Raw genomic sequence first — 26,019 nt, 5'->3', positions numbered from 1 at the left:
TGTCACTGCTCCGCAATGGCCGCGCGCTGCGCGACGAACAGCTGGCGAATGCCTCCTTCTGCGAGTGCCAGCAGCGCGTCGAGTTCCTTGCGCGTGAAGGGCGTGCCCTCGGCCGTGCCCTGCACCTCGACGAAACCGCCGGCGGCGGTCATCACGACGTTCATGTCGGTGTCGCAGTGCGAATCCTCGGCGTAGTCGAGGTCCAGCACCGGCACGCCCTGGTGGATGCCCACCGACACCGCGGCGACGAAGTCGCGCATCGGGCTCGCCTTGAGCCTGCCGGCGGTGATCAGCTTCGCGATCGCGTCATGCACGGCGACGCAGGCGCCGGTGATCGCAGCGGTGCGCGTGCCGCCGTCGGCCTGCAGCACATCGCAGTCGACGATGATCTGGCGTTCGCCCAGCGCGGCGAGATCGACCACCGCGCGCAGGCTGCGCCCGATCAGGCGCTGGATCTCCTGCGTGCGACCGCTCTGCTTGCCCTTCGCGGCTTCGCGCGCGCTGCGCGTGTGGGTCGAACGCGGCAGCATGCCGTACTCGGCGGTCACCCAGCCCTGGCCCTTGCCGCGCAGGAAGGGCGGCACGTTCTCTTCTACGGTGGCCGTGCACAGCACGCGCGTCGCGCCGAATTCGACCAGCACCGATCCCTCGGCGTGGCAGGTGAAGTTGCGGGTGATCCTGACGATACGCAGTTCGTCGGCGTGGCGGTGGCTCGGGCGCATGCGGGTTTCCTATTTGCTGAATTTCTGGATGGCGGAGTTGATTTCGGCAATCGCCTTTTCGATGTCGTCGTCGCTGATGTCGTAGCGCGAAGCGGGCGTGCGCGAAGTGTCGAAGCTCTCGAGCTGCGTGGTGAAGTTGTCGAGCGCCATCGTCTGTGTCGAGACCGCGTCGGCGTGCGGCTCGGTGACGTCGTCGTGCCAGCGCATCGCGATCATCGACAGATTGTCGCAGCTCGGTCCCGCGAGATCCTCGGCACGGCCGAGCAGGGCGGGGACCGCCTGCATGATGTCGGGCGCCGACAGCGCCGCGGTCAGCGCCGCATCGCCGAGCGGCCCCCACACGCCGTCGGTGCACAGCGCGAGCACGTCGCCGTTGCGCAGCGGCAGGCGCTTGGAGAAATCGACCTGCGGGGCGTGGTTGCCGCCGAGGCAACTATAGACGCGGTTGCGCCCCGGGTGGTGGGCAGCCTCGTCGGCATTGAGCAGGCCCTGGTCCATCATCAGCTGCACGCGCGAATGGTCGCGCGTGTGCATCGCGATCTTCCCCTGGCGCAGCACGTACAGGCGCGAATCGCCCGCATGCGCCCAGTAGGCGAAGCCGTCCTGCACGACGCACGCGACCACGGTCGTGCGCGGCGCCTCGTCGAGGTTCTTGTCGAAGGCGTAGTCGAGGATCGCGTTGTGGGCGTTCGTCAGCGCGCGCGACAGGAACATCGACGGATCCTTCAGCACCGGCCGTGCGTCGCGCTGGAAGGCTTCGGTGATGAACTGCACGCAGATGTGCGAGGCGACCTCGCCGTGGAGGTGTCCGCCCATGCCGTCGGCCACCACCATCAGCAGCGCGTCGCGCGAATAGCTGTAGGCAAGCCGGTCCTGGTTGTTCTTGCGCCGGCCGATGCGGCTTTCCTGGTAGATCGTGAATTTCACGGTCGCTTCCTTATGTACGTCCGATAAACGACTTCAGCCGTGCACCGATGTCGCCGAACAGCCCCGCATGCACCTTGTCGCCGTCCTCTTCGCGCCGGAGCAGCGCCTTCTGCAGCGAATACACGCTCTGCGGGCGGGCGAGCGGGTCGAGCTTCAGGCACCAGTCGATGGTTTCCAGCAGCTGCGAGGAATACTGTGCGCCGTGCGTCTTGCGCAGCGGCACGAGCGTGTCGTCCTTGAGGCGTTCGTCCGAGCGCGGCGGCGGGCTGCCGGTGATGCACGCATGCAGGCTCGCACCGACGCTGTAGATGTCGCTCCACGGCCCCAGCGCGTCGCGGTGCTCGAACTGTTCGGGCGACGCGAAGCCGGGCGTGTACATCGGCTTCAGGATGGGCTGGTCGCTCAACAGCGTCTGCCGCGCCGCGCCGAAATCGAGCAGCACCGGCGTGCCGTCATTGCGCAGGTAGATGTTAGACGGCTTGATGTCGAGGTGCAGCAGCTTGTGCGCATGCACCTCGCGCAGGCCGTTCAGCATGCGCGTGAACACGACGCGGATGAAGCGTTCGCTCACCTCGCCGCGGTGTTTCTGGATATAGTCGTGCAGCGTGCGCCCGCGCTCGAACTTCATCACCATGTAAACTGTGCCGTTGGCGCGAAAGAAGTTCAGCACCTGCACGACGTTGGGGTGCATCAGTTTGGCGAGCGAGCGGCCTTCTTCGAAAAAGCACTTCATCCCGTAGCGGAACGCGGGCATGTGCTCATCGGCAACCTGCGGCTCGAACTCGCCGTCCTTGCGCAGGGCGAGCGAGTTGGGCAGATACTCCTTGATCGCGACCGGCGTGCCTTCCTGGTCGTCGGCAAGGTAGACGATGGAGAAACCGCCCAGCGAAAGCTGCCGCTCGATCCGGTACTGGTCCAGCTGGAAACCGGCGGGAAGAGGGCAGTTTGTTTGCGCAGGCATTTGGAGGAAGGCTGGAACCCGGCTTTCCGCGGCAATTTCTTGTTTGGAACCCGCAGTGTACAGGATCGCGGCGGGTTCCCGGAGACACTACCGATGATCCACAGCATGACCGGCTTCGCCGTGCAGACCCGCGACCTCGGTCGCGTCAGCATCCACCTCGAGCTGCGCAGTGTGAATTCGCGCTACCTCGACCTGTTTTTCCGCATCGGCGACGAACTGCGTCAGGCCGAACCGTCGGTACGCGAACTGATCTCCGCGCGCCTGACCCGCGGCAAGGTCGAATGCCGGCTGAATCTGCAGACCAACGGCGGCGCCCCGCGCAGCCTCGCGCTCAATGCCGCGCTGCTCGACCAGCTGGGCGACGCGGAAGCCCGCGTGCGCGACCGCCTGCCTTCCGCCGCCCACCTGTCGGTGGCCGAGGTCCTGCGCTGGCCCGGCATGCTGGCCGACGACAGCGTCGGCTTCGACGAACTGCAGCCGACGGTGCTCGAACTCGCCAAGGCCGCGCTCGACGAACTGGTCGCGACGCGCCGTCGCGAAGGCGACAAGCTCGCGGCGATGATCCGCGAGCGCCTCGATCGCATGCGCGAACTCGTCGCCCAGGCGCAGCCGCGTGTCCCCGCGCTGGTCGCGGAGTACCAGGAGAAGCTTACGACGCGCCTGCGCGAAGCGGTCGCCTCGCTCGACGAGGACCGCATCCGCCAGGAGGTGGCCCTTTTTGCCCAGCGCATCGACGTCGCCGAGGAGCTGTCGCGCCTCACCGCCCACATCGACGAGGTGCAGCGCATCCTCAAGGCCGGCGGCGCCGCCGGCAAGCGCCTCGACTTCCTGATGCAGGAACTCAACCGCGAGGCCAATACGCTCGCGTCGAAGTCCGCCGCGACCGAGGTCACCGGCATCGCGATGGAGATGAAGGTGTTGATCGAGCAGATGCGGGAGCAGGTGCAAAACATCGAGTAAGCACCCCAAGGCCCGCGCGGCGGGCCGTTTCCGCCCGGTCTCCGTCAGCGTCCGGGCGCGTCCGCGTCCGCGTCCTCGCTCGTGCCCACGAGCGCCCGCACCACGCTTTCCGCGCAATACAGTCCTCCGTCGAAGGACGCTTCCGCCTTTGTTTGTGCCGAGTCGATATGCCGGACCATCGATGCTCCTGTGTGTGCGGATGGAATGCCGCGCCATGCACATAAATTATGACATTAAAATGTTTGCGCCGACGTGTGGAACGCCGCATGATTGCGAGGATTTTTCTCGCGCAGGGCGGTGTTTGCGACCATGATTAGAGTGTTATGGGCGCATCCCGTGCCATGCGGAGCGGCGTCCCCGCCCAGCTATCGAACGGAGCAGAAAATGAGGAACGGAATACTTGCGGCAACCGTGATCTGCAGTCTCGCCGGCTTGTCCGCCGGTGTTGCGGCGCAGACGCAGCCGGCGAATCTCGGCGTGTCGGTGGAAGTGCGCGACGAAGTGCGCAACAGCTTCATCTTCGTGCTGCGCGACGACGTGCCCGCGAACGAAGTAGCGCGTCACGCCAATGCGCTCGCGGCCGGGGCTGGTGGCAGGGTCACCCACACCTACACGACGGCGCTCAAGGGTTTCGCGGCGAAGATGCCCGACGAGGCTGCCGCGCGCATGCTCGCGGCCAATCCGCTGATCGCGTCCTACGAGCCCGATGCAATCGCTTACGCCTTCGGCAAGCCGGTGACGGCTGGGGCCTACACCTGTACCACCCCGCAGACGCCGTGGGGTGTCACGCGCGTCGGGGGGGCCGGCGACGGCACCGGGCGTACCGCCTGGGTCATCGACACAGGCATCGATTTCGAGCACCCCGACCTGAACGTCGATACCGCGCGCAGCAAGAGCTTCCTGCTGCGCGGCAAGACGACGGCCGACGACGGCAACGGCCACGGCACGCATGTCGCCGGAACGATTGGCGCGAAGAACAACGAGTGCGACGTGGTCGGCGTGGCGGCCGGTGCGACGCTGGTTGCGGTGCGCGTGCTCGACAACAGCGGTTCGGGCAGCTATTCGGGCGTGATCAAGGGGGTCGACTACGTCGCGTTAAACGCGAAGACGGGTGATGTCGCCAACATGAGTCTGGGCGGGGGGTACAGCGCGTCGCTCAACGCAGCGGTAGAAAACGCTGCGGCTAAGGGCATCTTCTTCGCGCTCGCGGCGGGCAACGAGACCGACGACGCGGCGAAGTACTCGCCGGCGAGCGCCAGCGGCGACAACATCTACACGGTGTCCGCGATCGATGGAAGCGATACCTTCGCGTGGTTCTCGAACTACGGCAATCCGCCGGTCGACTGCGCCGCACCGGGTGTGGGCGTCGTGTCAACCAAGAACGGCGGCGGCGTCACCACCTTCTCTGGTACTTCGATGGCCGCGCCTCATGTCGCCGGCATTCTGCTGCTTGGTACTCCGACCTATAGCGGCACTGCCAACGGGGATCCGGACAGCAATCCCGATCCGATCTGTCACCGCTGATTCCAGTGTCAGCCCCGCCGCACCCTGTGCGGCGGGGTCTTACCCCTGCTGTTTCCCGTAGGCGCGCTCGACCTTCGCGACGCGCACCTCGTAGTGCGCATACCAGTTGCGCATGCCCAGCCGCTGCGCCGCGACGTGCTCGACTTCGGCTTTCCAAGCCGCGATCGCCTGCTCGTCGCGCCAGTACGACACGGTGATGCCGAAGCCGTCCTCGCCGCGCACGCTCTCGACGCCGAGGAATCCCGGCTGCCGGGCCGCGAGGTCGACCATGCGCTCGGCCATCTCGGCGTAGCCGCTGTCGCCCGGCGTGCGCTGCGACGAGAAGATCACGGCGCAATAGGGCGGCTCTGGCGTGCGCGCGAAGGGGATGCCGTTCATGCCGCGTGGTCCGTATCCGGGCCGACCGGCGCGATCGCCGCGCCTCGCTCCGCGAGCAGTACGCGCAGCACCGAGCGGTGGCAGTGCGACTCCTCGGCGCAGTAGCAGCCCATCGAGAAATTCGTCTGGTGCGACAGCGCGGCCAGCACGTCGAGCGAGCGGCTGTTGTCCGGTGTCGACATCTCGGCGCGGTAGCGCTTCGTGAAAGCCTGCCACTCGGCCGGAGACTGCGCCTGCTGCGCGAGCTTCATCGTCTCGACGCTGGGCGCGAGGTTGGGATACCACACGTCGTACCAGTTCTGCGACGCGAACTCGGCCTTGGGTACGCCGCGCGGCGGGCGGCGAACGGTGCCGATGCGCAGGCCTTCGTCGACCGCGCGCGGCGTACCCAGGCGGACAATGCGCAGGGCCACGATGGTTCTCCTTGTCGTTTCCGGCTGCTCAGGGCGGGCCGGGCCGTGAATGCGGGCATCTTACGCGCGCCGTGTCCGTCAAGCGATGCGCAGACCGTCCGCGAACTCGACGCCGCGCCGGAAAGTGATCTCGGGCGTACGGCATGGTTCGATCAGGGTTGCTGCGCCGTATTTGAGTGCGACCGAGGCACTTGCGGTGCCGGGGCTGAGCTTGCGGATCGCGCCGTCGCGTATCGTCAGCGCGAGGCTGTGGAATTCGGCGTCGAGCTCTATCGTGAGCCGCAGCACCGGCAGGCTGATACCGGCGATGCCGATGCGGATGTCGATCGCCTGCGGAGCACGGATGCGGCACTTGCCCCATTGCACGACCGCGCTCTCGCCGGGCGGGTGCTTTGCCGGGTCCGCGTATTCGCGCAGTTCATCGACGGCCGCCCAGGCCTTGAATGCGAGCTCGAAGACGTCGAGGCGCAACTGCCCGGCGATCGCCTCGGCGGCTTCCTCGGCGACGAAGCCGAGCAGAGTGGCCGGGAAGTCGGCGTGCGTGGCATTAGCGCGCACGTGATCGCGCAAGGTGTCCTTGAGGTCGTCGGCGGCGACGTTGAGCAGCTGGCTGATCGTGATACCGGTTTCAGTCATTGCCGGGCTCCCGTGATAGGTCTGCAACCGGTTGCGCCGCTGGAAGCAGGGGTGTGACGGCGATCTCGGCGCGCAGCGGCGGTCCCTCCAGCGGCACGCAGCGCGGGCATTCCGCGGGGCCGGCAAGGCTTGCGCTGACCGTCGGTTTCAGCGGCGCGGCGGGTCGCCCGCCCGCGCCGCGCGTCCGCAGCCACCACGCTGCGGCGCCGATCGCCGGCAAGGGGCCGAGCATCCACCACAGCGGGTTGGGGCCGGACGGCGCAACGGGCTCCGATATCGGAGGCAAGGTCGCCGCTGGTGCCGATGAAGGCGCCTCCGGTGGCGGCGGTTCGGGCGCAGGTGGGGCAGGGGTGGGCGGCTCCGGTGCAGGGGGCGGAGACACGTCTTCGGGCGGTGGAGGCGTGTCAGAGGGCGGAGGTTCGGGCCGCGGTTCGGGCGGAGCAGATTGCGGAGGCGGGGCGGGCTCGCCAGCGACCGTCAGGCGCACGACGCTGCCGCGCGGCACTTCGGACTCGGCTTCGGGGTCTTGCGCAACGACGGTTCCGGGGCGCGCCTGCGCGGCCTCCCGCGCGATGCTCGCCTGCAGCCCGCTCTTGCGCAGCATCGCTACGGCGAGCGCTTCGTCGCGCTTGCGCACTGCCGGGACGTGGACGAGCGAGGCGTCGGAGACGTACAGCGTTACCATCGTTCCGGTCGGCACGCGCGTCTCGACCGGCGACTGGTCGATCACTTCGTCGCGCGCGACGCCGGAAGGGCGTGCCACGGTACGCACGCTGAGGTGGTGCTCGCGCGCCAGTTCGCGCCGGGCGATATCCGCGGGCCGGCCGATGTAATTCGGCACCCACACGAGCGGCGCCGGCTCGGGCGCGGGCCGGGCGCTTGCGACGGTGAGGCGCACGCGGGATCCGCGGGCGACCTCGTGGCCCGCGTCCGGATCCTGGTCGATCACCGTGCCGGGGGCCGCGTGCCACTCGCGCGGGATTTCCTCGCCGACGAGCCCGCTCGCCTTCAGCACCTCGAGTGCTCGCGTCGCCGGCATGCGGCGCACGGCCGGGACTGCGACGAGCGAGCCGTCGGACATGGTGAGCTCCACCGTGGAGCCGCGCGGAACCTCGGTGTCGCGCGGTTTCTGGTCGAGGACTTCGCCACGGGGGCGGCTGGAGGCCTGCGTGTCGGTGACGACGCGCATGCGGAAGGTTTCCTGCAGGACGCGGCGCGCTTCGCGCTGATCCTGCCCGATGAAGCTGGGCACGCGGACCCGCGGCGGGGCGACGTCGTCGGCAGGCTGGACGGGCGTGGTGCGCAGCTCCGGCCGGAATTCAGGGCGCAGGTCGGGCGGAGTCCGCTCCGGCCGGGGGGCGTCGGCACAGGTGCCTTGCCTGCGCGCCGTCTCCCGTTCGGCCAGCGGAACCTGGTCGCACGAGGGGCGCGACTGGGCATGGACGGCCGATGGATACCCGATCAGGCTCCCGGCTGCCGTCAGCAGCGCAGCGAGCAGCCACCCGAGAAGGCGACGCACGGCGAGCCGCGCCCCGTCGGGGTGGATGACATCCGGCCACTCGGCGCTCTGCCCCATCGCGCACCTCCGCAGTGCGACGCTTCACGTCGGGCCTCACCGGCGACCCGCAATCTCGTTATATACGCGCCGCACCTCTTCCGCACCGTGACTGCGTTCGAACCGCCGCACGACGAAATGCCCGCGTGCCATGTCCTGGAAGTGGTCGATGAAGACGGTGTTGATCAGCGCACCGCCGACGGCGCCGAGCACCGGCACGGCCTGCGCCGCGACCTTCTGCGACACGGTGATCGAGAAGCGCGAGGCGATTTGCGCGATCAGGCGGACGATGGCCGGTGCGCCGTGCTGCACGGCGCCCTGCTGTGCGAGGTAGCGCGCGGCCTCCGACACGGCCTTCGCCATCGCGGCGCGGGCGGCGAAGTAGGCGGTTTCGGCCGCGTCGTCGCCGGCGGCGCGCCCGCCCAGCGCGAGCACCTGCAGGCATTGCAGGCGCGCGTCGACCCCGCGCAGGTCTTCGCCCTGGCTGCGGGCGATGTCGGCGATCGAGCGCAACATGATCGTCGTCGATACGGGCAGTTCGATCGCCAGCGCGGCGAGCCCGAAGGCCCCGCCGGCCGCGCCGGCCGTGCCCGCGGCGAGCTTGTGCCAGCGGTTAGCGGGGGCGTCCGCGCGTTCGTGGTCCAGGGTGCGCAGCGCGACGTCGAGGGCGGTTTCGATGGCCTTGTGCGTTGCGCCCGTCACCGCGGCGTTCCAGCGCTTCGGCAGCATCTCGAAGCCCCGCTCGATCGGCGAGCCGAGGGCGTCGCTGATGCGTGCGGCGAGGCCGGGATGCTCCAGCAGCGCCTTCGCTGCGCGCAACTCCTCGATTTCTGCCGTCGTCAGTACCATGCGTGTCCCATGTCGTTGCGCAGTCCGGGTATCCGGGCTTTCGATCCGCGATCGGCCGCGAACGTTCGCGCGCCGTCCCATGCCATTGCCACGATTGCGCGACGTGACCGGGGCGGTTATCTTCCACGGGTTTTGCTTCGACTGCACGAGTCCGCGATGGGGAAGATCCACCTGCCGTTCGAAAACCGGGGACGACCGGGCGCATGAGCGTTCTCGCACCCGCGCGCCCGCGCGACGTCGCCCTGCTCGGGCAGGTGTTCACGCCCGAGGCCGTGGTACGGGCAATGCTCGCGCTGCGCCGCAAGCACGGCCGCGTGCTGGAACCGTCCTGCGGCGACGGCGCCTTCCTGCGTCACCTGCCGGGCGCGGTCGGTATCGAGTACGACGCGGCGCACTGCCCGCCGGATGCGCTGAACATCGATTTCTTCGCGTACCCGGAAGGCGAGCGCTTCGACACGATCATCGGCAATCCGCCCTACGTGCGCTTCCAGGACATCCCGGCCGCGACGCGCGCGCTGCTGCACGACGAACATTTCGACGGCCGCTCCAACCTGTACCTCTTCTTCATCGAGAAGTGCCTGCGCCACCTCGCGCCGGGCGGCGAGCTGATCTTCATCACGCCACGCGACTTCCTCAAGGTCACCTCGGCCGTGAAGCTCAACCGTCTGCTGATGGCGAGCGGCACGATCACCGACGCGATCGAGCTCGGGGACGCGCGCGTGTTCGACGACGCGGTGCCGAACTGCCTGATCTGGCGCTTCGAGAAGGGCTGTCTTGAGCGCAGCGTGCGTTACGCGGAGATCGGCGTGGCCGACCGCCTGGCCGCTGCGCTCGCTGCGCCCGCGTGGCAGACGCGCCACCTGATCGAATGCGCCGGCCACCTGATGTTCGCGCGCGGCGACTACCCGCTGCGGCTCTCCGATGTCGCCTTCGTGAAGGTCGGCGCCGTGTCGGGTGCCGACGACATCTACGCGGACGAGGCCGCCGGCAACCGTGACTTCGTGTGTTCCGCGACGGTGAAGACCGGCCGCACCCGGCGCATGCTGTGGGTCGAGCCGCAGGACGCGCCGTCCGCCGCGTTGCTGCCGCACAAGGACCGCCTGATCGCGCGCCGCGTGAACAACTTCGACGAACGCAACTGGTGGCACTGGGGGCGCGGCTATTTCCAGTCCGGGCGCCCGCGCGTGTATGTGAATGGCCGCACGCGGCAGTCGAAGCCCTTCTTCCTGCACGACTGCCCGCACTACGACGGCGCCGTGCTGGCGGTGTTTCCGCGTCGCGAGGACGTCGATCTCGCGGCTTTCCGTGACATGCTCAATGGCGTCGACTGGGGCGATCTGGGCTTCGTGTGTGACGGGCGCTACCTCTTCACCCAGCGCAGCCTCGAGAACGCGCCGCTGCCGGAGCACTTTCGCGCCTTTGCCGCGGTCTGAATCCCTGCGGGGCAGGGTGTTGTAGTATTCGGGCAAATCCATCGCGGCTGGCGCGTGTCGCCAGCGGCATCCATTACGGGAAAAATTCCATGGTTCCTCACCTTACGACGGCCCTCACCGGCCCGCTGCTGGAGCTGGAGAAGCACTTCCTCGGCCATGCCACGGAGATCGAGCGCTGGATGCGCGTGCAGTGGCAGGACCACATGCCGCCTTTCTACGCCTCGACCGACCTGCGCAATTCGGGCTTCAAGCTCGCGCCGGTCGACCTCAACCTCTTCCCCGGCGGCTGGAACAACATCAACGACGTGTTCATGCCGCTGTGCGTGCAGGCCGCGCAGGACGCGATCGAGCGCATCTGTCCGGACGCGCGCCAGCTGCTGCTGATTCCCGAGAACCACACGCGCAACCAGTTCTACCTGCAGAACGTCGCGAAGCTCGTGTCGGTGCTGCAGCTCACGGGCCTCGACGTGCGCGTGGGTTCCCTGCTGCCCGAGGTCACCGCGCCGACGACGCTGGAGCTCGCCAACGGCGGCACGCTGACGCTGGAGCCGCTCGTGCGCACCGGCAACCGTGTCGGGCTGGCCGGCTTCAATCCCTGCGCGATCCTGCTCAACAACGACCTTTCGGGCGGCACCCCGGCGATCCTCAAGGGCCTCGACGAGCAGTGGCTGATCCCGCCGCTGCACGCCGGCTGGCACACGCGGCGCAAGACGCGTCACGCCGCCGCCTATGATCGTGTCGCGCGCGAGTTCGGCGAGGTGATCGGCATCGACCCGTGGCGCATCAACCCCGAGTTCGGCGTGTGCGGGCAGATCAACTTCCAGGAGCGCACCGGCGAGGACTGCCTCGCGGCCGAGGTCGACAAGCTGCTCACGCGCATCCGCGAGAAGTACAAGGAATACGAAGTCGACGAGACCCCCTTCGTCGTCGTCAAGGCCGACGCCGGCACCTACGGCATGGGCGTGATGACGGTGCGCGACGCCTCCGAGGTGGTCGGCCTGAACCGCCGCCAGCGCAACAAGATGAGCGTCGTGAAGGAAGGTCTGCAGGTGCAGGAGGTCATCATCCAGGAAGGCGTGCATACTTTCGAGACAGTCGATGACGCGGTCGCCGAACCGGTCGTGTACATGATGGACCGCTTCGTCGTCGGCGGTTTCTACCGCGTGCACACCGAGCGCGGCCGCGACGAGAACCTCAACGCGCCGGGCATGCACTTCAAGCCGCTCGCGTTCCAGACCTGCTGCTCGCTGCCCGATTGCCGCCAGGCGCCGGACGCCGCGCCGAACCGCTTCTACGCCTACGGTGTGGTCGCGCGGCTGGCGCTGCTCGCGGCCTCGGTCGAGATCGAGGAGACCGAACCCGCCGAACCCGCCGAAGCCGACGCGGCATAAAGGGCGGTCATGGCCAAGCGACTGAGGATCGCCTTCATCGTCGACCCGCTCGACCGCCTGAAGGCTTACAAGGATTCGAGCATCGCGATGATGCGCGAGGCGCACGCGCGCGGGCACGAGGTGTTCGTGATCCGGCGCGAGGCGCTGACCTGGCGCGACGGCGTCGTGTCGGCGCGCGCGCTGGCGATCGGCCTGACGGCGGATGACCACGCCTGGTACGTGCCGGGCGAGGAGGAGGCGCTGGCGCTGACCGCCTTCGACGCGGTGCTGATGCGTCAGGATCCCCCCTTCGACTTCGAGTACGTGACCGCGACCTGGCTGCTCGAGAGCGCGGTCGCGGCCGGCGCGCGCGTCTTCAACGACCCGCGCGCGATCCGCGACCATTCGGAGAAGCTCGCGATCTGCGAATTTCCGCAGTTCGCCCCGACCTCGCTGATCGCGCGCGACGGCGCCGACGTGCATGCCTTCATCGACGAGCTCGGCGACGTGATCCTCAAGCCGTTGGACGGCATGGGCGGCAGCCAGATCTTCCGCGTGCGCGCCGACGACCCGAACCGCAACGTGATTGTCGAGACCCTCACGCACGAGGGCGCGCGCACGATCATGGCGCAGCGTTTCCTGCCCGAGATCGCCGAGGGCGACAAGCGCGTGCTGATCGTCGGCGGCGAGGTCGTGCCGTATTCGCTCGCGCGCATCCCCAAGGCCGGCGAGACGCGCGGCAACCTCGCCGCAGGCGGGCGCGGCGTCGCGATGCCGCTCACCGAGCGCGAACGCGAGGTCGCCGCCTACCTTGCACCCATCCTGTGGGGGCGAGGCCTGCTGATCGTGGGGCTGGACATGATCGGCGGCCGGCTTACCGAGATCAATGTCACGAGCCCCACCTGCTTCGTCGAGATCGCCGAGCAGTGCGGCTTCTCCGTGGCGGCGCTGCTCGTCGACGCGCTCGAGGAGGCCTGCGCCGGATGAGCGTGCGGGAGGTGGTGCGCGAGGGGGCGCGACGTGGCGCCGCGGTCCTGCTGGCGCTGCTGTGTGCGGCGCTGCTGGCGGCGTGCACCAATGGCGAGCTGCACAAGCAGGAAGCCTATGTGTTCGGCACGCGCGTCGACGTCACCGTATATGGCGAGACGCGCGAGACGGCCGAGACGGCGATGGCCGAGGTGCTGCGCGAGTTCGACCGCCTGCACCGCGCCTACCACGCCTGGCAGCCGTCCGAGCTGACGGCGCTGAACGACGCGATCGCGCGCGGCGAGGTCGCGACCGTGTCGAACGAACTCGCGACCATGCTCACGGATGCGCGCAGACTGTCGGACATCGGCGACGGCCTGTTCAACCCCGCGATGGGCGCGCTGATCGAGATGTGGGGCTTCCAGGCCGACGAATTCGTGCCGCGCCGCCCCGATCCCGCCGCGCTGCAGGCGGTGCTGGACGCCGCGCCGCGCATGTCCGACCTCGTCATCAACGGTAACCAGGTCGAAAGCCGCAATCCGGCCGTGAAGCTCGACCTCGGCGGCTACGCGAAGGGCTACGCGCTCGACCGCGCGGCGGCGATCCTGCGCGCAAAGGGCATCGAGAACGCGCTCATCAACATCGGCGGCAACGTCATGGCCCTGGGCAGGAAGGGCGACAGCCCGTGGCGCATCGGTCTGCAGCACCCGCGCGAGCCGCAGCCGCTGGCGACGCTGCCGCTCTACGACGGCGAGGCGATCGGCACCTCGGGCGACTACCAGCGCTACTTCGAGCTCGACGGCAGGCGCTACTCCCATCTGCTCGACCCGAGGACAGGCGGACCGGCCGATGCGACGCAGTCCATGACGGTGCTCGTGACCCCGCGCGAGGCGGCCGGCACGCTCTCCGACGCCGCGAGCAAACCGCCTTTCATCGCCGGCGACAACTGGCGCCGATACACCCGCAACTACGGCATCGACCACGCGCTGCGCGTCGCCGCCGACGGGCGCATCGAGGTCACGCGCGAGCTGCGCGCACGCCTGCAGTTCGCTCCCGGCATCGCGCTGGTGACCGTCGTCGACTGATGCCGCCGCGTCCCCACCTCGATCGCCTCGCGATCACGATGATGATCGTGCTGTGCACGATCTGGGGGATGCAGCAGGCCGCGATCAAGATCACCAACGTCGGCATCTCGCCGCTGTGGCAGGCCGGCTGGCGCTCTGCCGGCGCGACGGCGCTGATCCTGCTGTGGGCACGCGTGCGCGGGGTAAGGCTCGCGGAGGCTGACGGCACGCTCGCGCCAGGCGTGATCGCCGGCCTGCTGTTCGCCGCCGAGTTCGCGCTGATCTTCGCCGCGCTGCAGTACACCAGCGCCTCGCGCGGCGTGATCTTCCTCTACACCGCGCCCTTCATGGTCGCCCTCGGCGCCGTGTGGCTGCTGCCGCACGAGCACATGCGCCGCGCGCAGTGGGTCGGCATGAGCCTCGCGTTCACGGGCGTGCTCGCGCTGTTCGGCGAGGGCCTGCTGCGCTCGTCCGGCCGGGCCTGGATCGGTGACCTGATGATGCTCGGCGCGGCCGTGGCGTGGGCTGCGACCACGCTGACGGTGAAGGTGAGTCCGCTCGCGCGCGCGTCGGCGGAAAAGACCCTGCTGTACCAGCTCGGCGTGTCGGCCCTCGTGCTGACGTCGCTGTCGCGTGCGTTCGGCGAGCCGGGTGTGTTCGCGGCCGATGCACGCGTATGGTCGGCCTTCGCTTTCCAGGTCGTGATCGTCGCGGCGGCGAGCTACCTCGCGTGGTTCTGGCTGATCTCGCAGTACCCGGCGACCCGGTTGTCCTCGTTTTCCTTCCTCACCCCGGTGATGGGCGTGATTGCGGGCGTGGTCGTGCTCGGCGAGGCCATGACTCCGGCAATCTGGTTCGCGCTGGCGCTCGTCGGCGCGGGCATCTGGATCGCCAACCGCCCGGCGCGGGCGAACTGAGTCCGCGCCGGAGGCGCATCCGCGTCCCGGATCGGCTAAAGTGATCGCCTGTCCGCCTCGTCAAAGGGGGAGCTGCACGATGTCAGGTCCGAAGATCGAGTTCTGGTACGAGTTCGCGAGCTCGTATTCCTACCTCTCCGTGATGCGCATCGAGGCGCTGGCGCGTGACGCCGGCGTCGCGGTGGAGTGGAAGCCCTTCCTGCTCGGCCCGGTGTTCCTCGCGATGGGCTGGAACGATTCGCCGTTCAACATCTACCCGCCCAAGGGGCGCTACATGTGGCGCGACCTCGCGCGGCTCGCGGACAAGTACGGACTGCCCTTCCGCATGCCGAGCCGCTTTCCGCGCAGCGGCCTGCTCGCGGCGCGGGTTGCGCTGCTGGGCGCGGAGCAGGGCTGGGTCGCGGAATTCTCGCGCAAGGTGATGCTCGCGAACTTCGCCGAAGATCGCGAGATCGGCGAGCCCGAAGTGATCGGGGCGATCCTCGCCGAACTCGGCCTGCCGGTCGGGGAGCTGCTGGCCGCTGCGGTGACGGAGGACAACAAGCGCGCGCTGCGGCGCCAGACCGAACGTGCCGCCGAACTCGGGATGTTCGGCGCACCGAGCTTCCGCGTCGGCGACGAGCTGTTCTGGGGCAACGACAGGCTGGAAGACGCGCTCGCGTGGGCGCGCGACAGGGGCGGCTGAGCTTCAGGCGCAGGGCGGGATTCCATCCTGCCCTGCGCTCCGGATCCGGGCGGCCGGAATCTCAGTTGGCCGGCTTGGCCGCGTCCTTCGCGGCGTCTTCGGCCTTTTCCGCCTCGCGCTTGCGGATGCGTTCCTCGTAGCGGGCACGGTCGCGTGCCGCTGCGTCCGCGCGGCCGGCCGCCTCGGCCTCGGCCTGCGCGCGCGCCTTGGCCTTGTCCGCATCCTTCTGCTTGCGCTCCACCTGCTGCGCCTCCTTCGCGCGCACCGCGTCGGCCTCGCGCTGGCGGCGCGTGCTGTCCGCCATCGGATCGGGCTGGATCGCAAAGCCTCCTTCCGGCGCCGGCTTCGCCGCTTCGGTCGGCGCGTCGCTGCGGGTGCGCCCGCTCTCCTCGGCCGCGCGCTGCTTCTGCGCGAGCTCGGTGCGGCTCGCCTCGGCTTCGAGGGTGCGCGCCTTGCTCAAGGTCGCCAGGCGCGCGTCCTTCGCCTGGGCGATGCAGCGATTTACGAGGAAGCGGTCATAGCATTTCCGCTCTTCGGCGGCGAGCGTGTCATCGGCCTGCTTGCGCAGGGCCTTGGCCTCGTCGCGCAGCTTCGCGGCGCGCTCCAGCTCGGGGTTGGTTTCCGGTGCGGCGTCGGCGGCAAAGGCGCCTCCGCAGGCGAGGGCGAGCAGCAGGGGCAGGAGAGGACGCAGGTGAGTGGGCAGGAGAGGGCGCAAGTGAGGGGGCACGATGTCCGGCGGCGGTCGGGTTGGGGATGAGTAGAATAACGCCTTTGCCCGAAGATGCGCTGACGTGATCCAGTTTCGCAACCTCCGCCTCGCCCGGGGCGCCAAAGTTCTCGTCGATTCGGCGTCGCTGCAGATCCACCCCGGCTGGCGGGTCGGTCTGACCGGCGCCAACGGCACCGGCAAGTCCAGCCTCTTCGCGCTGCTGCGTGGATTGCTGCACCAGGATCAGGGCGACCTCGAGATTCCCGCCGGCTGGCAGATCGCGCACGTCGCGCAGGAAACGCCGGCGCTCGCGAAGCCGGCCATCGAGTACGTGCTCGACGGCGACGCCGAGCTGCGCGAGGTCGAGGCGAAGCTCGCCGCGGCGGAAGCGGCGCACGACGGCGCGCATATCGGTGAGCTCCATGCGCGCCTGCACGAGATCGGCGGCTACGCTTCGCGCGCCCGCGCGGCGGCGCTGCTGGACGGCCTGGGCTTCGTCGGCGACGATCCCGAGCGGCCCGTGGCGGACTTCTCCGGCGGCTGGCGCATGCGCCTGAACCTCGCCCAGGCGCTGATGTGCCGCTCCGACCTGCTGCTGCTGGACGAGCCGACCAACCACCTCGACCTCGACGCCGTGCTGTGGCTCGAGCAGTGGCTGCGCGACTATCGCGGCACGCTGATCCTGATCTCGCACGACCGCGAATTCCTCGACGCCTGCGTCACCCACATCGCCCACATCGAGCAGCAGCGCCTCGCGCTCTACACCGGCGGCTACTCGGACTTCGAGCGCCAGCGTGCCGAGCGCCTCGCGCAGCAGCAGGCGATGTTCGAGAAGCAGCAGCGCGAGGTCGCGCACATTGAGGACTACATCCGCCGCTTCCGCGCCAAGGCGACCAAGGCGCGCCAGGCGCAGAGCCGCATCAAGGCGCTCGAACGCATGGAGCGCATCGCCGCCGCGCACATCGACAACCCCTTCTCGTTCAGTTTCCGCGAGGGCCCGGCCGCGCCCGACCCGCTGCTGCAGATCGAGGACGGCGCGGTGGCCTACGGCGAGCGCACCGTCCTCGACCGCGTCCGCCTGACGCTGCGTCCCGGCGAGCGCGTGGGCCTGCTCGGGCGCAACGGCGCGGGCAAGTCGACGCTGATCAAGCTGCTCGCGGGCGAGCTGGCGCTTGCCGCCGGCACGCGCACCGAGGGCAAGGGGCTCGCGATCGGCTACTTCGCCCAGCACCAGCTGGAGACCCTGCGTCCGGACGAATCCCCGCTGCAGCACATGGTCCGCCTCGACTCGCGCGCCCGCGAGCAGGAGCTGCGCGACTACCTCGGCGGCTTCGACTTCCGCGGCGACGGCGTGGGCGGCACCTCGACCCCGGCGACGACGCCCTGCGGCCCCTTCTCGGGCGGCGAGAAGTCGCGCCTCGCGCTCGCGCTGATGATCTGGCAGCGCCCCAACCTGATGCTGCTCGACGAGCCGACCAACCACCTCGACCTCGAGATGCGCCACGCGCTCACCCTCGCGCTGCAGGAGTACGAGGGCGGCATGGTGCTGGTGTCGCACGACCGGGCGCTGCTGCGTGCGACCTGCGACCGCTTCCTGCTCGTCGACGACGGCCGTATCCAGCCCTTCGACGGCGACCTCGACGACTACCGCGACTGGCTCGCGACGCGCCGCGCGCAGGCGGCCGAGGCCGCGAAGTGTCCCGACCGCGAGGCCGACAAGGCGGCGCGCAAGGCCGACCGCGCGCAGTCCGCCGCCGAACGCCAGGCGCGGCTCGCGGCGCGCCGTCCGCTGGTGAAGGAGATCGACCAGATCGAGAAGAAGCTCGCCGGCTGGCAGGGCGAGAAGAAGCTGCTCGACGCGCGCCTGTCCGACCCGTCGCTCTACGTGGGCGGCGATTCCGCCCAGCTGCAGACCCTGCTCAAGCGCCAGGGGGAGCTCGCCGGCTGGATCGAGGAAGCGGAGATGCGCTGGCTGGAGATTTCCGAGGTGCTGGAGGCGATGCCTGCCGATTGAACCGCGCTCCGGAGTGGGAGCTGGCGGGATGCGTTGCGCTCCTCCCGCCCTACGGTTCCTGCCCTTTCCCGCTCGGTGCTCCGCTCAAACCACCGCGACCCAGCGCGCCGGGTCGATCTGCCACTTGTCGAAATCCTCGTGCTCGACGATCGCGTCCCACGAATCGGCGAGGTTCAGTTCCCGCGGCGTCGTGTAGCAGCGCTGCTTGAGGTCGAAGATCACCAGCACCCGCGGCTTGAGCAGATTGTCCGCGTTCTGTTCCTGCACGACCGCGAGCGCCCCGCTCTGCAGGCTCACGAGCGAGCCGGTCGGGTAGATGCCGAGCGAGCGGATGAAGGTGTGCACGAGCTTCGGCGCGAAGTGGAACTTGCTCCATTCGAGCAGCTTGCGCAGCGCCAGCGTCGGCGGCATGCCCTTGTGGTAGACCCGATTCGACGTGATCGCGTCATACACGTCGACGATCGCGGCCATCTGCCCGTACAGGCTGATGTCGTCCCCCGCGAGCCGGTTGGGATAGCCCGTGCCGTCGAAGCGCTCGTGGTGCTGCGCGGCGACGTCCAGCGCGATCTCGCTGATGCCCGGCGTGGACTGCAGGATGATCTTGCTCTGCACGACGTGCGACTTCATCGCGTCGAACTCGGCGTCGGTGAGCTTGCCCGGCTTGTTGAGGATCTCCTCGGGCACCCTGGCCTTGCCGACGTCGTGCAGCAGCGCGCCGATCGAGATCTCGCGGATCACCTCGCGCGGCAGCTCCAGGGTGCGCGCGAAGCTCGTCATCAGCGCGCACACCGACACCGAATGCATGAAGGTGTAGTCGTCGTGGTCCTTCAGGTGCAGCAGCGGCAGCAGCGCGTCGGATTTGCGGAAGATCGACTCGACGATGTTCTCGATCAGCGGTTCGATCTGTTCCAGTTCGATCTGCTTGCCGAGGCGGATGTCGCCCATCATGTCGCGCACGATGCGCCGCGCTTCGCCGTGCAGCCGTCGCGCACGATAACGCTCGGCCTCGGGCGAGATCGCCAGCGAGCCGTCGTGCCGCGTCGTCGCGATGCGGTCCAGCGTCGCGTCGAGCTCGCGTGCAGCCTCCTCCGCGCTCGGCGCGTCGGCCACGTCGCCGCCGCGCGCGGTGTCGATGTAGATTTCGCGCACGCCGATGGCGCGCACGCGCGCGAGCGTCGCCGCGTCCTTGACGAGAAAGCGGCTGAGCATGAAATCGTGGTCGATCCAGTCGCAGTTCAGGTCGTGGATGAACATGCCCCGCGCGAGCTGTTCGGTGCGTATGAGTTTGATCATCGGCGGGATGCGGTATGTGGCTGCGCGTGGTTTGTCGGGCAGGTGCCATTTATACCGCATATGGGTGGCGCCGCGCGACCGCCGCTCCGTGCTCCCTTCGGCAGGCGTGGCGTGAACGCTTGTATTTAATGGCCGCTGCAATAAAGTGGTGTCAGCGACTCCTGTCGTGCTTTCGCGCAACCCTTGCCCCGAGGTTTCCGCATGCCCGCTGCCCTGCCGCTCGATCTGCCGGCCCTGCTCGCTGCACGCGAGCGCATCCGTGACGCCATCCTGCGTACCGTGCAGTGGCAGAACGATCCGCTCTCCGAGGAGCTCGGCGTGCCGTTGCGCCTCAAGCTGGAAAACCTGCAGCGTACCGGCTCGTTCAAGCTGCGCGGCGCCACGCACAAGATCGGTCGCCTGCTCGCGGGCGACAATCCGCCCACCGGCGTGGTCGCCGCCTCGGCCGGCAATCACGCCCAGGGGGTTGCGCGTGCGGCGGCCCAGTGCGGACTGCGCGCCGTCGTCGTCATGCCGGTGAATGCGCCGCTGACGAAGATCCAGTCCTGTCGCAAGCTCGGCGCCGATGTGCGCCTGGTGGGCGAGACGCTGGAAGTGGCGACCGACGAGGCGCTCAAGCTCGCGAAGGCCGAGGGTCTGAGCTTCCTCCATCCCTACGACGACTGGGACGTGATCGCCGGACAGGCGAGCTGCGGGCTCGAGATGCTGGAGGACGCCCCCGACATGACGGTCGCGATCGTGCCGCTGGGCGGCGGCGGGCTGATTTCGGGTATCGCGCTGGCGCTCAAGCTGCAGAATCCGGCGATCCGCGTGATAGGCGTGCAGACCGAGACGGTCGCGCCGTGGCGCACCTACCTGCGCGACGGTGCGCTGGAGGAGGTGCCGCCCGGCGCGCACACGATCGCCGACGGTATCAAGGTGAAGCGCCCGGGCAAGCTTACGCGCCAGGTCATCGCACGCTACGTCGACGAGATCGTGACCGTCGACGACAACGCCATCGCCGAGGCCATCGTCACGCTGCTCGAACGCACGCGCACGATAGGCGAGGGCGCGGGCGTCGTCGGCCTCGCCGCGCTGATGCAGAAGAAGATCGCGCTGTGCCCGGACGACCGTGCGGTGGTGGTGGTCTCGGGCGGCAACGTGGACATGACCCTGGTCGGGCGCTCGATCGACTACGGCCTCGCGTCGAGCGGACGGCTGATGTGCGTCGCGGTGACGATCTCCGATGCGCCGGGCCAGCTGCTCGCGGTGCTCAAGACGGTCGCCGACCTGAGCATGAACGTGCGCCACGTCGAACACCGGCGCGGCGAACTGCACGTGCCGGTGGGCATGACCGAGGTGATCCTGCAGATGGAGACGCGCGACTTCGAGCACCAGGACGAATTGCGCGCGCACTTTGCGCAGCAGGGCCTGCGCGTGCGCAACCTGCTCGCCGGCTGAGCGCAGGAAGAACGGTGGAGCGGGAAGGCGGAAAGAAAAACGGGACGACCGGAGTCGTCCCGCAAAATGGCCTCCATCGGGCCAAGGGTTACGCATTTAGCCCTGCCATTATAGGGCCATATTCCCCAGACCGCAGGTGAAGTAATTGGTTCCCGGTAGATTAAATTTTTTGAACGCCACGGGCTCCGCGCGCGGCGGCGCGGCCGTCGACGACTGCTAGAATCCGGGGTCTCTTTATCCGCCGATACAGGAAGCTTGCCGTGCAGATCGTCTGTCTCGACCTCGAAGGTGTGCTGGTCCCCGAAATCTGGATCGAATTCGCCGAGCGTACCGGCATCCCGGAGCTGCGCCGCACGACGCGCGACGAGCCGAACTACGATACCTTGATGAAGTACCGGCTCAAGATCCTTGCCGAGCGCAAGCTGGGCCTGCCCGACATCCAGGATGTGATCGCGAGCATGGGCCCGATGGCCGGCGCACGCGACTTCCTCGACGACCTGCGCGAGAGCTACCAGGTCGTGATCCTGTCGGACACCTTCCAGGAATTCGCCAAGCCGCTGATGAAGCAGCTCGGCTGGCCGACCCTGCTGTGCCACCGCCTCGAAGCCGACGAGAACGGTGTGCTGGTGAACTACCACCTGCGCATGCCGGACCAGAAGCGCGAGGCCGTCAAGCGCTTCAAGGAACTGAAGCTCACGGTCGTCGCCGCGGGAGACTCGTACAACGACACCGCGATGCTGGGCGAGGCGCACGGCGGCATCCTGTTCCATCCGCCCGAGAACGTCATCCGCGAATTCCCGCAGTTCCCGGTCACGCGCAGCTACGCCGAACTGCGCCGTGAGATCGACAAGGCCTTCGCGCGCGTCGCGTAATCCGATGCATCGCGACCGCTTCTACACCCTGTCGGCGTCCTGCCCCGACCGCGTCGGCATCGTCGCGCGCGTGTCGGGCTTCATCGCCGAGCACCGCGGCTGGATCCTCGAGACCTCGCTGCACGCCGAACCGCCCGAGGAGGGCGAGGCCGTCGGGCGCTACTTCATGCGCATCGAGATCAAGGCCGACTCGCTGCCCTTCCACCTCGCCGAGTTCCGCGAGCGCTTCCGTCCGATCGCCGACGAGCTGGAGATGGACTGGAGCATCACCGACTCGGCGGTGAAGAAGCGCGTGGTCGTGCTGGTGTCGAAGCAGGAGCACTGCCTCTACGATCTGCTCGCGCGCTGGCAGTCGAAGGAACTGGACGTCGAGATCCCCTGCGTGATCTCCAACCACGACACCTTCCGCGGCTTCGTCGAGTGGCACGGCATCCCCTTCCACCACGTGCCGGTCACGTCGGACAACAAGGCCGCGGCGTATGCCGAGGTGCAGCGCATCGTCGAGGAAGTGCGCGGCGACACGATCGTGCTCGCGCGCTACATGCAGGTGCTGTCGCCCGAGCTGTGCGCGGCCTATCCGGGGCGCATCATCAACATCCATCACAGCTTCCTGCCCAGCTTCGTCGGCGCGAAGCCCTACCACCAGGCGTGGACGAAGGGTGTGAAGCTGATCGGCGCGACCTGCCACTACGTCACGTCCGAGCTCGACCAAGGGCCCATCATCGAGCAGGACGTGATCCGCATCGATCACTCCGATGCGGTCGAGGACATGGTGCGCTACGGCAAGGACATCGAGAAGACCGTGCTCGCGCGCGGGCTGCGCTACCACCTCGAAGGCCGCGTGCTGCTGCGCGGCAACAAGACGGTCGTGTTCCGCTGAGCGGCGGCCACGCCGGGGCGAACGCCCTGCCCGCATGGCCGCCGGCCGGCATGAATCCGGTTTTTCGGCGGTTCTCCGCATCGCATTGCCTCGCCGGCGGTGAGGCCGGGCTATGCCTTTCGGGTTAGAATGCAGCCGCGTGTCGGCGGCTGCGCGCGGCAGTTCGTCCGTATCTCGACATCAACATCAGGATCAGGGAGGCGCAGGATGAACCCAAGCCATATCGCGTGGTGGCCCCTGTTCCGCACGGTCTTCGCGATCGCCGCAGTCGTCGCCGGGTACAGCGTCGCGAACGCTGCTCCGCCCGCGATCGTCATCGGGCTCGACGCGGACATGTCATCGGCCTCGGCCCAGGGGGGCGAGGCGATCCGGCGGGGGGCGCTGATCGCGATCGCCGAAATCAACGAGAGCGGCGGCCTGCTCGGCGGCCGGAAGCTCGAGCTGCAGGTGAAGGACCACCACGGCGTTCCCGCGCGCAGCACCGACAATCTCAACGAATTCGCGGCCGACGACCGACTGGCCGCGGTGCTCGGCGGCGTGCATAGCCCGGCGATCATCGAGAACCAGCAGCTCATCCACGACAAGCGCTTGCTCATCCTCGTGCCGTGGGCTGCGGCGACCCCGGTGATCGACAACGGTCGCCAGCCGAGCTACGTATTCCGGATCTCGGCGCGCGACCAGTACGTCGGCGCTTTCCTGACGGCACAGGCGCTCGCCGCCGGCCACCGCCGCGTCGGCCTGCTGCTCGAGCGGACCGCCTGGGGGCGCAGCAACGAACAGGCGATCACCGAAGCACTGGCCCGCGAAGGGCTCGCGCCCGCGGCGGTGCAGTGGTTCCACTGGGGAGATGCCGATCTGACGCCCGCCGTGCTGGCGCTGGAGGCGGCCGGTGCCGATGCGATCCTCATGGCCGCGAACGCCGTCGAAGGGGCGGCCGCGATCAAGGCGCTGGCCGCGCGTCCGCCTTCGCGCAGGCTGCCCGTATATTCGCACTGGGGCGTGAGCGGCGGCCGCTTCGTCGAACTGGCCGGCGAGGCTTTGCGCGAGGTCGATCTGCAGGTGATGCAGACCTATTCCTTCCTCGACGCGAGCGGCGTGCGCGCGCGCGCAGTGCTCGACCGCTACCGCGCGATGTTCGGCGTCGAGAGCCCCGAACACATCCCGGCCCCGGTCGGTGTCGCGCATGCCTATGAGCTGGTGCAGGTCTTGGCGTTGGCGATCCGTCAGGCCGGCAGCATCGATCGCGAGAAGGTGCGCACCGCCCTGGAGAACCTGCCGCGCCATGATGGGCTGATCCGCAGCTATCGGCCGGTGTTCACGCGCGACCGCCACGAGGGGCTGTCGGTTGCGGACTACCGCATGGCGCGCTATCGCAGCGACGGCGTGTTGGTGCCGGTCAAGGCCGCAATACGCTGACGGCGGCCGGGGTGGACGCGCGGAAGGACTCCTCGCCCGGCTCGCGGCGCTTCGGGCAGTCGCTGCGGGACCGCCTGGTCATCTTCTTTCTTGTCCTCGATCTCACCACGCTGGTGGCGATGTCGGCCGGCGTCGCCTATCACGCGAGCGGCACGGTCGCCGATCAGGTGCAGGCGAGCCTCGAGGACAAGCTGCGCTTCAGCGCGCGCGCGATCGTCGAAGATCTGCGCACCAAATGGGAGCATCTGCGGGCGACCTCGCGCAATACGCTGCTGGTCAACGGCGTCGTCGACTCGCTCGGGCGGGAAGCCTACCTGCGCTCGTTCATCGAGAAGCTCACGCTCGCCGGGCGCGGCGGCGAGCACCCGCAGATCGCGGTACTCGACTACAAGGGCCGGCTGATCACGGCCAACCATTCCGCAGGTCCGCCGGCCCCCGATACGCCCTGGCTGAAGGAGGTGCTCGCCGGACGCGCGCAGGGCAGCGTGCGCCTGGACGCGGGTGGCAAGGCGTGGGTCACACTGGCTTTCCCGATCTTCTACCACAGCCAGGTGGAGGGCGTTCTCGCCGCGGAATTCGGCTTCGACTTCGTTGGCGAACTGATGCCCGATGCGGGGCATCCTGTCAGCGCGATCGTCGACGCCATGGGGCGCACCGTCTATGGCGACACGCCGCCGGCGGTGGTCGAAGCCGTCGGGCGGGCCGGCGCCGGGCCGCAGTTCGTGGAGTCAGGGGGACAGCTGCACGCGCTGCTCGCGCTGCCCTTTCCCGATGGCGAACCTCCGTTCCGCTGGCATGTGGTGCTGTCGGTACCGGTCGCACATTTGCATGAGCCCGTCGCCGAGCTCGTCTGGCGCATGGCGATCGTCGGTCTGTTCAGTGCGCTCGCCGTATCCGCCCTGGTGTTCTGGCGCGCTCGCCGCTTCGTGCAGCCGCTGGAAGCGCTGCGGGGCACGATGCATGCGATCGTCGATCATGGCGATCTGTCATCGCGTGTGCCGCCGGGCGGCGGCGATGAAATCGGCCAGCTGGGGGAAAGCTTCAACAACATGATGGGGCGGTTGCAGGCTCAGGACGTGGCGCTGAGCGCCGAGATCGCCGAGCGGCGGCGAGCCGAGGCCGACCTGCGGACTGCGAACGACTCCTTGCGCCAGACCCTGGAGGAGCTGCGCGCGACGCAGGCGCAACTGGTCCAGTCGGAGAAGATGGCTTCGCTCGGCCAGCTCGCCGCCGGCGTCGCGCACGAAATCAACAATCCGGTCGGATTCGTGAAGAGCAACATCCGCACCTTGCGCAGCTACGGCGAGGACTTGCTGATGCTGCTCGACCGTTACGAGGAGGCCTGCGCCACCGTCGCGACGGGGCCGGCGGTGCAGCAGTTGGCCGATCTGCGGGCGCAGATGGACATCGAGTTCATGCGCGGCGATCTGATGCAACTGCTCGACGAATCGCAGGAAGGCCTTGTGCGGATTGCGAAGATCGTCGCCGATCTCAAGGATTTCTCGCACGTGGACCGGCAGGAGCTCGAGCCGGCCGATCTCAACGTCCTCATCGACAAGGTCATCAACGTCGCGTGGAACGAGCTGAAATACAAGGCGGAGGTGATCCGCGACTATGGCGCGCTGCCGTCCCTGTACTGCTACCCGGGGCGGCTGGGACAGGTTTTCCTCAATCTGCTCGTCAATGCCGCGCAGGCGATCGCAACGCGCGGCTCCATAGGGGTGCGGACGGGAGTCGAAGGCGGTGAAGTCGTCGTGCGCGTCAGTGATACGGGGACGGGCATCGCGCCCGAGATCGTCGGCAGGATCTTCGACCCCTTCTTCACGACGAAGCCGGTGGGCAAGGGGACCGGGCTCGGGCTCCATATCGTGTACAAGATTGTCGAGACCCACAACGGCCGGATCGACGTCGACAGTACCCCGGGGCGCGGCACCACCTTCACGATCCGGCTGCCGATCGCAGGCCTGTCTCCCGCAGCCTCCGACGTGGTGCTCGCTTCCGATGGCGCGTGAATCGCGGCGGGCGAGACCTGCCC

24 protein-coding genes are annotated in these 26,019 nt (G+C 68.6%); 14 read left to right on the top strand and 10 right to left on the bottom strand.

What is annotated here, in order from left to right; all coding sequences use genetic code 11:
• Positions 1-2: 2 nt before the first annotated feature.
• From rph to F464_RS0104280, 3 genes are read right to left on the bottom strand one after another with little or no spacing between them, the layout of a single operon-like run.
• Entirely contained in the window at positions 3-722 is a 720-nt protein-coding gene (gene rph / locus F464_RS0104290) for a ribonuclease PH (protein ID WP_018988546.1), read from the bottom strand.
• Positions 723-731: 9 nt separating this feature from the next.
• The gene (locus tag F464_RS0104285; protein ID WP_018988545.1) at positions 732-1,649 is read right to left on the bottom strand and encodes a PP2C family protein-serine/threonine phosphatase; all 918 of its coding nucleotides are present in this window, start codon (positions 1,647-1,649) and stop codon (positions 732-734) included.
• Positions 1,650-1,659: 10 nt separating this feature from the next.
• Positions 1,660-2,610: a serine/threonine protein kinase gene (locus F464_RS0104280; RefSeq protein WP_018988544.1), complete on the bottom strand. Its 951-nt coding sequence runs from the start codon at positions 2,608-2,610 to the stop codon at positions 1,660-1,662.
• A gap of 93 nt (positions 2,611-2,703) precedes the next feature.
• On the opposite strand from F464_RS0104280, the gene F464_RS0104275 reads away from it, so the two are divergent.
• Both F464_RS0104275 and F464_RS0104265 read left to right on the top strand, forming a co-directional pair.
• Complete coding sequence (locus F464_RS0104275) at positions 2,704-3,570, top strand: YicC/YloC family endoribonuclease (protein ID WP_018988543.1); 867 nt, start codon at positions 2,704-2,706, stop codon at positions 3,568-3,570.
• 384 nt (positions 3,571-3,954) lie between these two features.
• A complete protein-coding gene (locus tag F464_RS0104265) occupies positions 3,955-5,094 on the top strand; it encodes a S8 family peptidase (protein ID WP_018988541.1) in 1,140 nt (379 codons plus the stop codon).
• A 39-nt stretch (positions 5,095-5,133) separates the two neighbouring features.
• On the opposite strand, the gene F464_RS0104260 is transcribed toward F464_RS0104265, so the two are convergent.
• The 5 genes from F464_RS0104260 to F464_RS0104240 form a co-directional block, all read right to left on the bottom strand.
• The gene (locus F464_RS0104260; protein WP_018988540.1) at positions 5,134-5,472 is read right to left on the bottom strand and encodes an antibiotic biosynthesis monooxygenase family protein; all 339 of its coding nucleotides are present in this window, start codon (positions 5,470-5,472) and stop codon (positions 5,134-5,136) included.
• Positions 5,469-5,885, bottom strand: coding sequence for a DUF488 domain-containing protein (locus F464_RS0104255; protein WP_018988539.1), 417 nt, complete (start codon positions 5,883-5,885; stop codon positions 5,469-5,471). The genes F464_RS0104260 and F464_RS0104255 overlap by 4 nt, the downstream gene beginning before the upstream one ends.
• 78 nt (positions 5,886-5,963) lie before the next feature.
• On the bottom strand, positions 5,964-6,521 hold the full coding sequence (locus F464_RS0104250) for a hypothetical protein (protein WP_018988538.1): 558 nt from the start codon (positions 6,519-6,521) through the stop codon (positions 5,964-5,966).
• Positions 6,514-8,097, bottom strand: coding sequence for a Stk1 family PASTA domain-containing Ser/Thr kinase (locus tag F464_RS0104245; protein WP_026295729.1), 1,584 nt, complete (start codon positions 8,095-8,097; stop codon positions 6,514-6,516). Before F464_RS0104245 ends, F464_RS0104250 begins: the two co-directional genes overlap by 8 nt.
• A 36-nt stretch (positions 8,098-8,133) precedes the next feature.
• The gene (locus F464_RS0104240; protein ID WP_018988537.1) at positions 8,134-8,925 is read right to left on the bottom strand and encodes an EcsC family protein; all 792 of its coding nucleotides are present in this window, start codon (positions 8,923-8,925) and stop codon (positions 8,134-8,136) included.
• A 203-nt stretch (positions 8,926-9,128) separates the two neighbouring features.
• Here F464_RS0104240 and F464_RS0104235 point away from each other — a divergent pair, with 203 nt between their 5' ends.
• The 6 genes from F464_RS0104235 (at position 9,129) to F464_RS0104210 (ending at position 15,360) form a co-directional block, all read left to right on the top strand.
• Complete coding sequence (locus F464_RS0104235) at positions 9,129-10,358, top strand: Eco57I restriction-modification methylase domain-containing protein (protein ID WP_018988536.1); 1,230 nt, start codon at positions 9,129-9,131, stop codon at positions 10,356-10,358.
• Positions 10,359-10,447: 89 nt separating this feature from the next.
• Positions 10,448-11,749, top strand: coding sequence for a glutamate--cysteine ligase (gene gshA / locus F464_RS0104230; RefSeq protein ID WP_018988535.1), 1,302 nt, complete (start codon positions 10,448-10,450; stop codon positions 11,747-11,749).
• 9 nt (positions 11,750-11,758) lie between these two features.
• The gene (gene gshB / locus F464_RS0104225; protein ID WP_018988534.1) at positions 11,759-12,715 is read left to right on the top strand and encodes a glutathione synthase; all 957 of its coding nucleotides are present in this window, start codon (positions 11,759-11,761) and stop codon (positions 12,713-12,715) included.
• On the top strand, positions 12,712-13,779 hold the full coding sequence (locus tag F464_RS0104220) for an FAD:protein FMN transferase (protein WP_018988533.1): 1,068 nt from the start codon (positions 12,712-12,714) through the stop codon (positions 13,777-13,779). Before gshB ends, F464_RS0104220 begins: the two co-directional genes overlap by 4 nt.
• Positions 13,779-14,675, top strand: coding sequence for a DMT family transporter (locus F464_RS0104215; RefSeq protein WP_018988532.1), 897 nt, complete (start codon positions 13,779-13,781; stop codon positions 14,673-14,675). Before F464_RS0104220 ends, F464_RS0104215 begins: the two co-directional genes overlap by 1 nt.
• Positions 14,676-14,754: 79 nt before the next feature.
• Entirely contained in the window at positions 14,755-15,360 is a 606-nt protein-coding gene (locus F464_RS0104210) for a 2-hydroxychromene-2-carboxylate isomerase (RefSeq protein ID WP_018988531.1), read from the top strand.
• A gap of 61 nt (positions 15,361-15,421) precedes the next feature.
• Here the strand turns inward: F464_RS0104210 and F464_RS0104205 are convergent, their stop codons facing one another.
• A complete protein-coding gene (locus tag F464_RS0104205; protein ID WP_232428827.1) occupies positions 15,422-16,087 on the bottom strand; it encodes a hypothetical protein in 666 nt (221 codons plus the stop codon).
• Positions 16,088-16,151: 64 nt separating this feature from the next.
• Here F464_RS0104205 and F464_RS0104200 point away from each other — a divergent pair, with 64 nt between their 5' ends.
• Positions 16,152-18,083, top strand: a complete 1,932-nt coding sequence (locus tag F464_RS0104200) for an ATP-binding cassette domain-containing protein (protein ID WP_018988529.1) — start codon at positions 16,152-16,154, stop codon at positions 18,081-18,083.
• A gap of 84 nt (positions 18,084-18,167) precedes the next feature.
• On the opposite strand, the gene F464_RS0104195 is transcribed toward F464_RS0104200, so the two are convergent.
• Positions 18,168-19,376, bottom strand: a complete 1,209-nt coding sequence (locus tag F464_RS0104195) for an HD-GYP domain-containing protein (protein ID WP_018988528.1) — start codon at positions 19,374-19,376, stop codon at positions 18,168-18,170.
• A 201-nt stretch (positions 19,377-19,577) separates the two neighbouring features.
• On the opposite strand from F464_RS0104195, the gene ilvA reads away from it, so the two are divergent.
• From ilvA to F464_RS31880, 5 genes are all read left to right on the top strand, one after another.
• Positions 19,578-20,816 carry a threonine ammonia-lyase gene (ilvA, locus tag F464_RS0104190; RefSeq protein WP_018988527.1) on the top strand — a complete coding sequence of 413 codons (1,239 nt, stop codon included), beginning with the start codon at positions 19,578-19,580 and terminating at the stop codon, positions 20,814-20,816.
• Between the two features lie 260 nt (positions 20,817-21,076).
• Positions 21,077-21,688: a bifunctional phosphoserine phosphatase/homoserine phosphotransferase ThrH gene (gene thrH, locus F464_RS0104185; RefSeq protein ID WP_018988526.1), complete on the top strand. Its 612-nt coding sequence runs from the start codon at positions 21,077-21,079 to the stop codon at positions 21,686-21,688.
• 4 nt (positions 21,689-21,692) lie between these two features.
• Positions 21,693-22,568 carry a formyltetrahydrofolate deformylase gene (gene purU, locus F464_RS0104180; RefSeq protein ID WP_018988525.1) on the top strand — a complete coding sequence of 292 codons (876 nt, stop codon included), beginning with the start codon at positions 21,693-21,695 and terminating at the stop codon, positions 22,566-22,568.
• A gap of 207 nt (positions 22,569-22,775) precedes the next feature.
• Positions 22,776-23,984 (top strand): ABC transporter substrate-binding protein, encoded by a 1,209-nt coding sequence (locus F464_RS0104175; protein WP_018988524.1) that lies wholly within the window; start codon positions 22,776-22,778, stop codon positions 23,982-23,984.
• 11 nt (positions 23,985-23,995) lie between these two features.
• A complete protein-coding gene (locus F464_RS31880) occupies positions 23,996-25,996 on the top strand; it encodes an ATP-binding protein (RefSeq protein WP_018988523.1) in 2,001 nt (666 codons plus the stop codon).
• Positions 25,997-26,019 lie beyond the last annotated feature (23 nt).

Origin of the sequence: Aromatoleum toluclasticum ATCC 700605, from assembly GCF_000378245.1 — a bacterium.
In the GTDB taxonomy this organism is placed as follows: Bacteria; Pseudomonadota; Gammaproteobacteria; order Burkholderiales; family Rhodocyclaceae; genus Aromatoleum; species Aromatoleum toluclasticum.
Note: the sequence above shows the minus strand (reverse complement) of the source record. Positions and strands in the feature narration are given on the sequence as shown.

Excerpts from the sequence above, each read along its gene's own strand:
- F464_RS0104235 (WP_018988536.1), top strand. The coding sequence starts at position 9,129 with ATGAGCGTTCTCGCACCCGCGCGCCCGCGCGACGTCGCCCTGCTCGGG.
- F464_RS0104265 (WP_018988541.1), top strand. The coding sequence starts at position 3,955 with ATGAGGAACGGAATACTTGCGGCAACCGTGATCTGCAGTCTCGCCGGC.
- gshA (WP_018988535.1), top strand. The coding sequence starts at position 10,448 with ATGGTTCCTCACCTTACGACGGCCCTCACCGGCCCGCTGCTGGAGCTG.
- F464_RS0104280 (WP_018988544.1), bottom strand. The coding sequence starts at position 2,610 with ATGCCTGCGCAAACAAACTGCCCTCTTCCCGCCGGTTTCCAGCTGGAC.
- F464_RS0104275 (WP_018988543.1), top strand. The coding sequence starts at position 2,704 with ATGATCCACAGCATGACCGGCTTCGCCGTGCAGACCCGCGACCTCGGT.
- rph (WP_018988546.1), bottom strand. The coding sequence starts at position 722 with ATGCGCCCGAGCCACCGCCACGCCGACGAACTGCGTATCGTCAGGATC.
- F464_RS0104250 (WP_018988538.1), bottom strand. The coding sequence starts at position 6,521 with ATGACTGAAACCGGTATCACGATCAGCCAGCTGCTCAACGTCGCCGCC.
- ilvA (WP_018988527.1), top strand. The coding sequence starts at position 19,578 with ATGCCCGCTGCCCTGCCGCTCGATCTGCCGGCCCTGCTCGCTGCACGC.
- F464_RS0104220 (WP_018988533.1), top strand. The coding sequence starts at position 12,712 with ATGAGCGTGCGGGAGGTGGTGCGCGAGGGGGCGCGACGTGGCGCCGCG.
- F464_RS0104195 (WP_018988528.1), bottom strand. The coding sequence starts at position 19,376 with ATGATCAAACTCATACGCACCGAACAGCTCGCGCGGGGCATGTTCATC.
- purU (WP_018988525.1), top strand. The coding sequence starts at position 21,693 with ATGCATCGCGACCGCTTCTACACCCTGTCGGCGTCCTGCCCCGACCGC.
- F464_RS0104240 (WP_018988537.1), bottom strand. The coding sequence starts at position 8,925 with ATGGTACTGACGACGGCAGAAATCGAGGAGTTGCGCGCAGCGAAGGCG.
- F464_RS0104260 (WP_018988540.1), bottom strand. The coding sequence starts at position 5,472 with ATGAACGGCATCCCCTTCGCGCGCACGCCAGAGCCGCCCTATTGCGCC.
- F464_RS0104210 (WP_018988531.1), top strand. The coding sequence starts at position 14,755 with ATGTCAGGTCCGAAGATCGAGTTCTGGTACGAGTTCGCGAGCTCGTAT.
- gshB (WP_018988534.1), top strand. The coding sequence starts at position 11,759 with ATGGCCAAGCGACTGAGGATCGCCTTCATCGTCGACCCGCTCGACCGC.
- F464_RS0104215 (WP_018988532.1), top strand. The coding sequence starts at position 13,779 with ATGCCGCCGCGTCCCCACCTCGATCGCCTCGCGATCACGATGATGATC.
- F464_RS0104175 (WP_018988524.1), top strand. The coding sequence starts at position 22,776 with ATGAACCCAAGCCATATCGCGTGGTGGCCCCTGTTCCGCACGGTCTTC.
- F464_RS0104245 (WP_026295729.1), bottom strand. The coding sequence starts at position 8,097 with ATGGGGCAGAGCGCCGAGTGGCCGGATGTCATCCACCCCGACGGGGCG.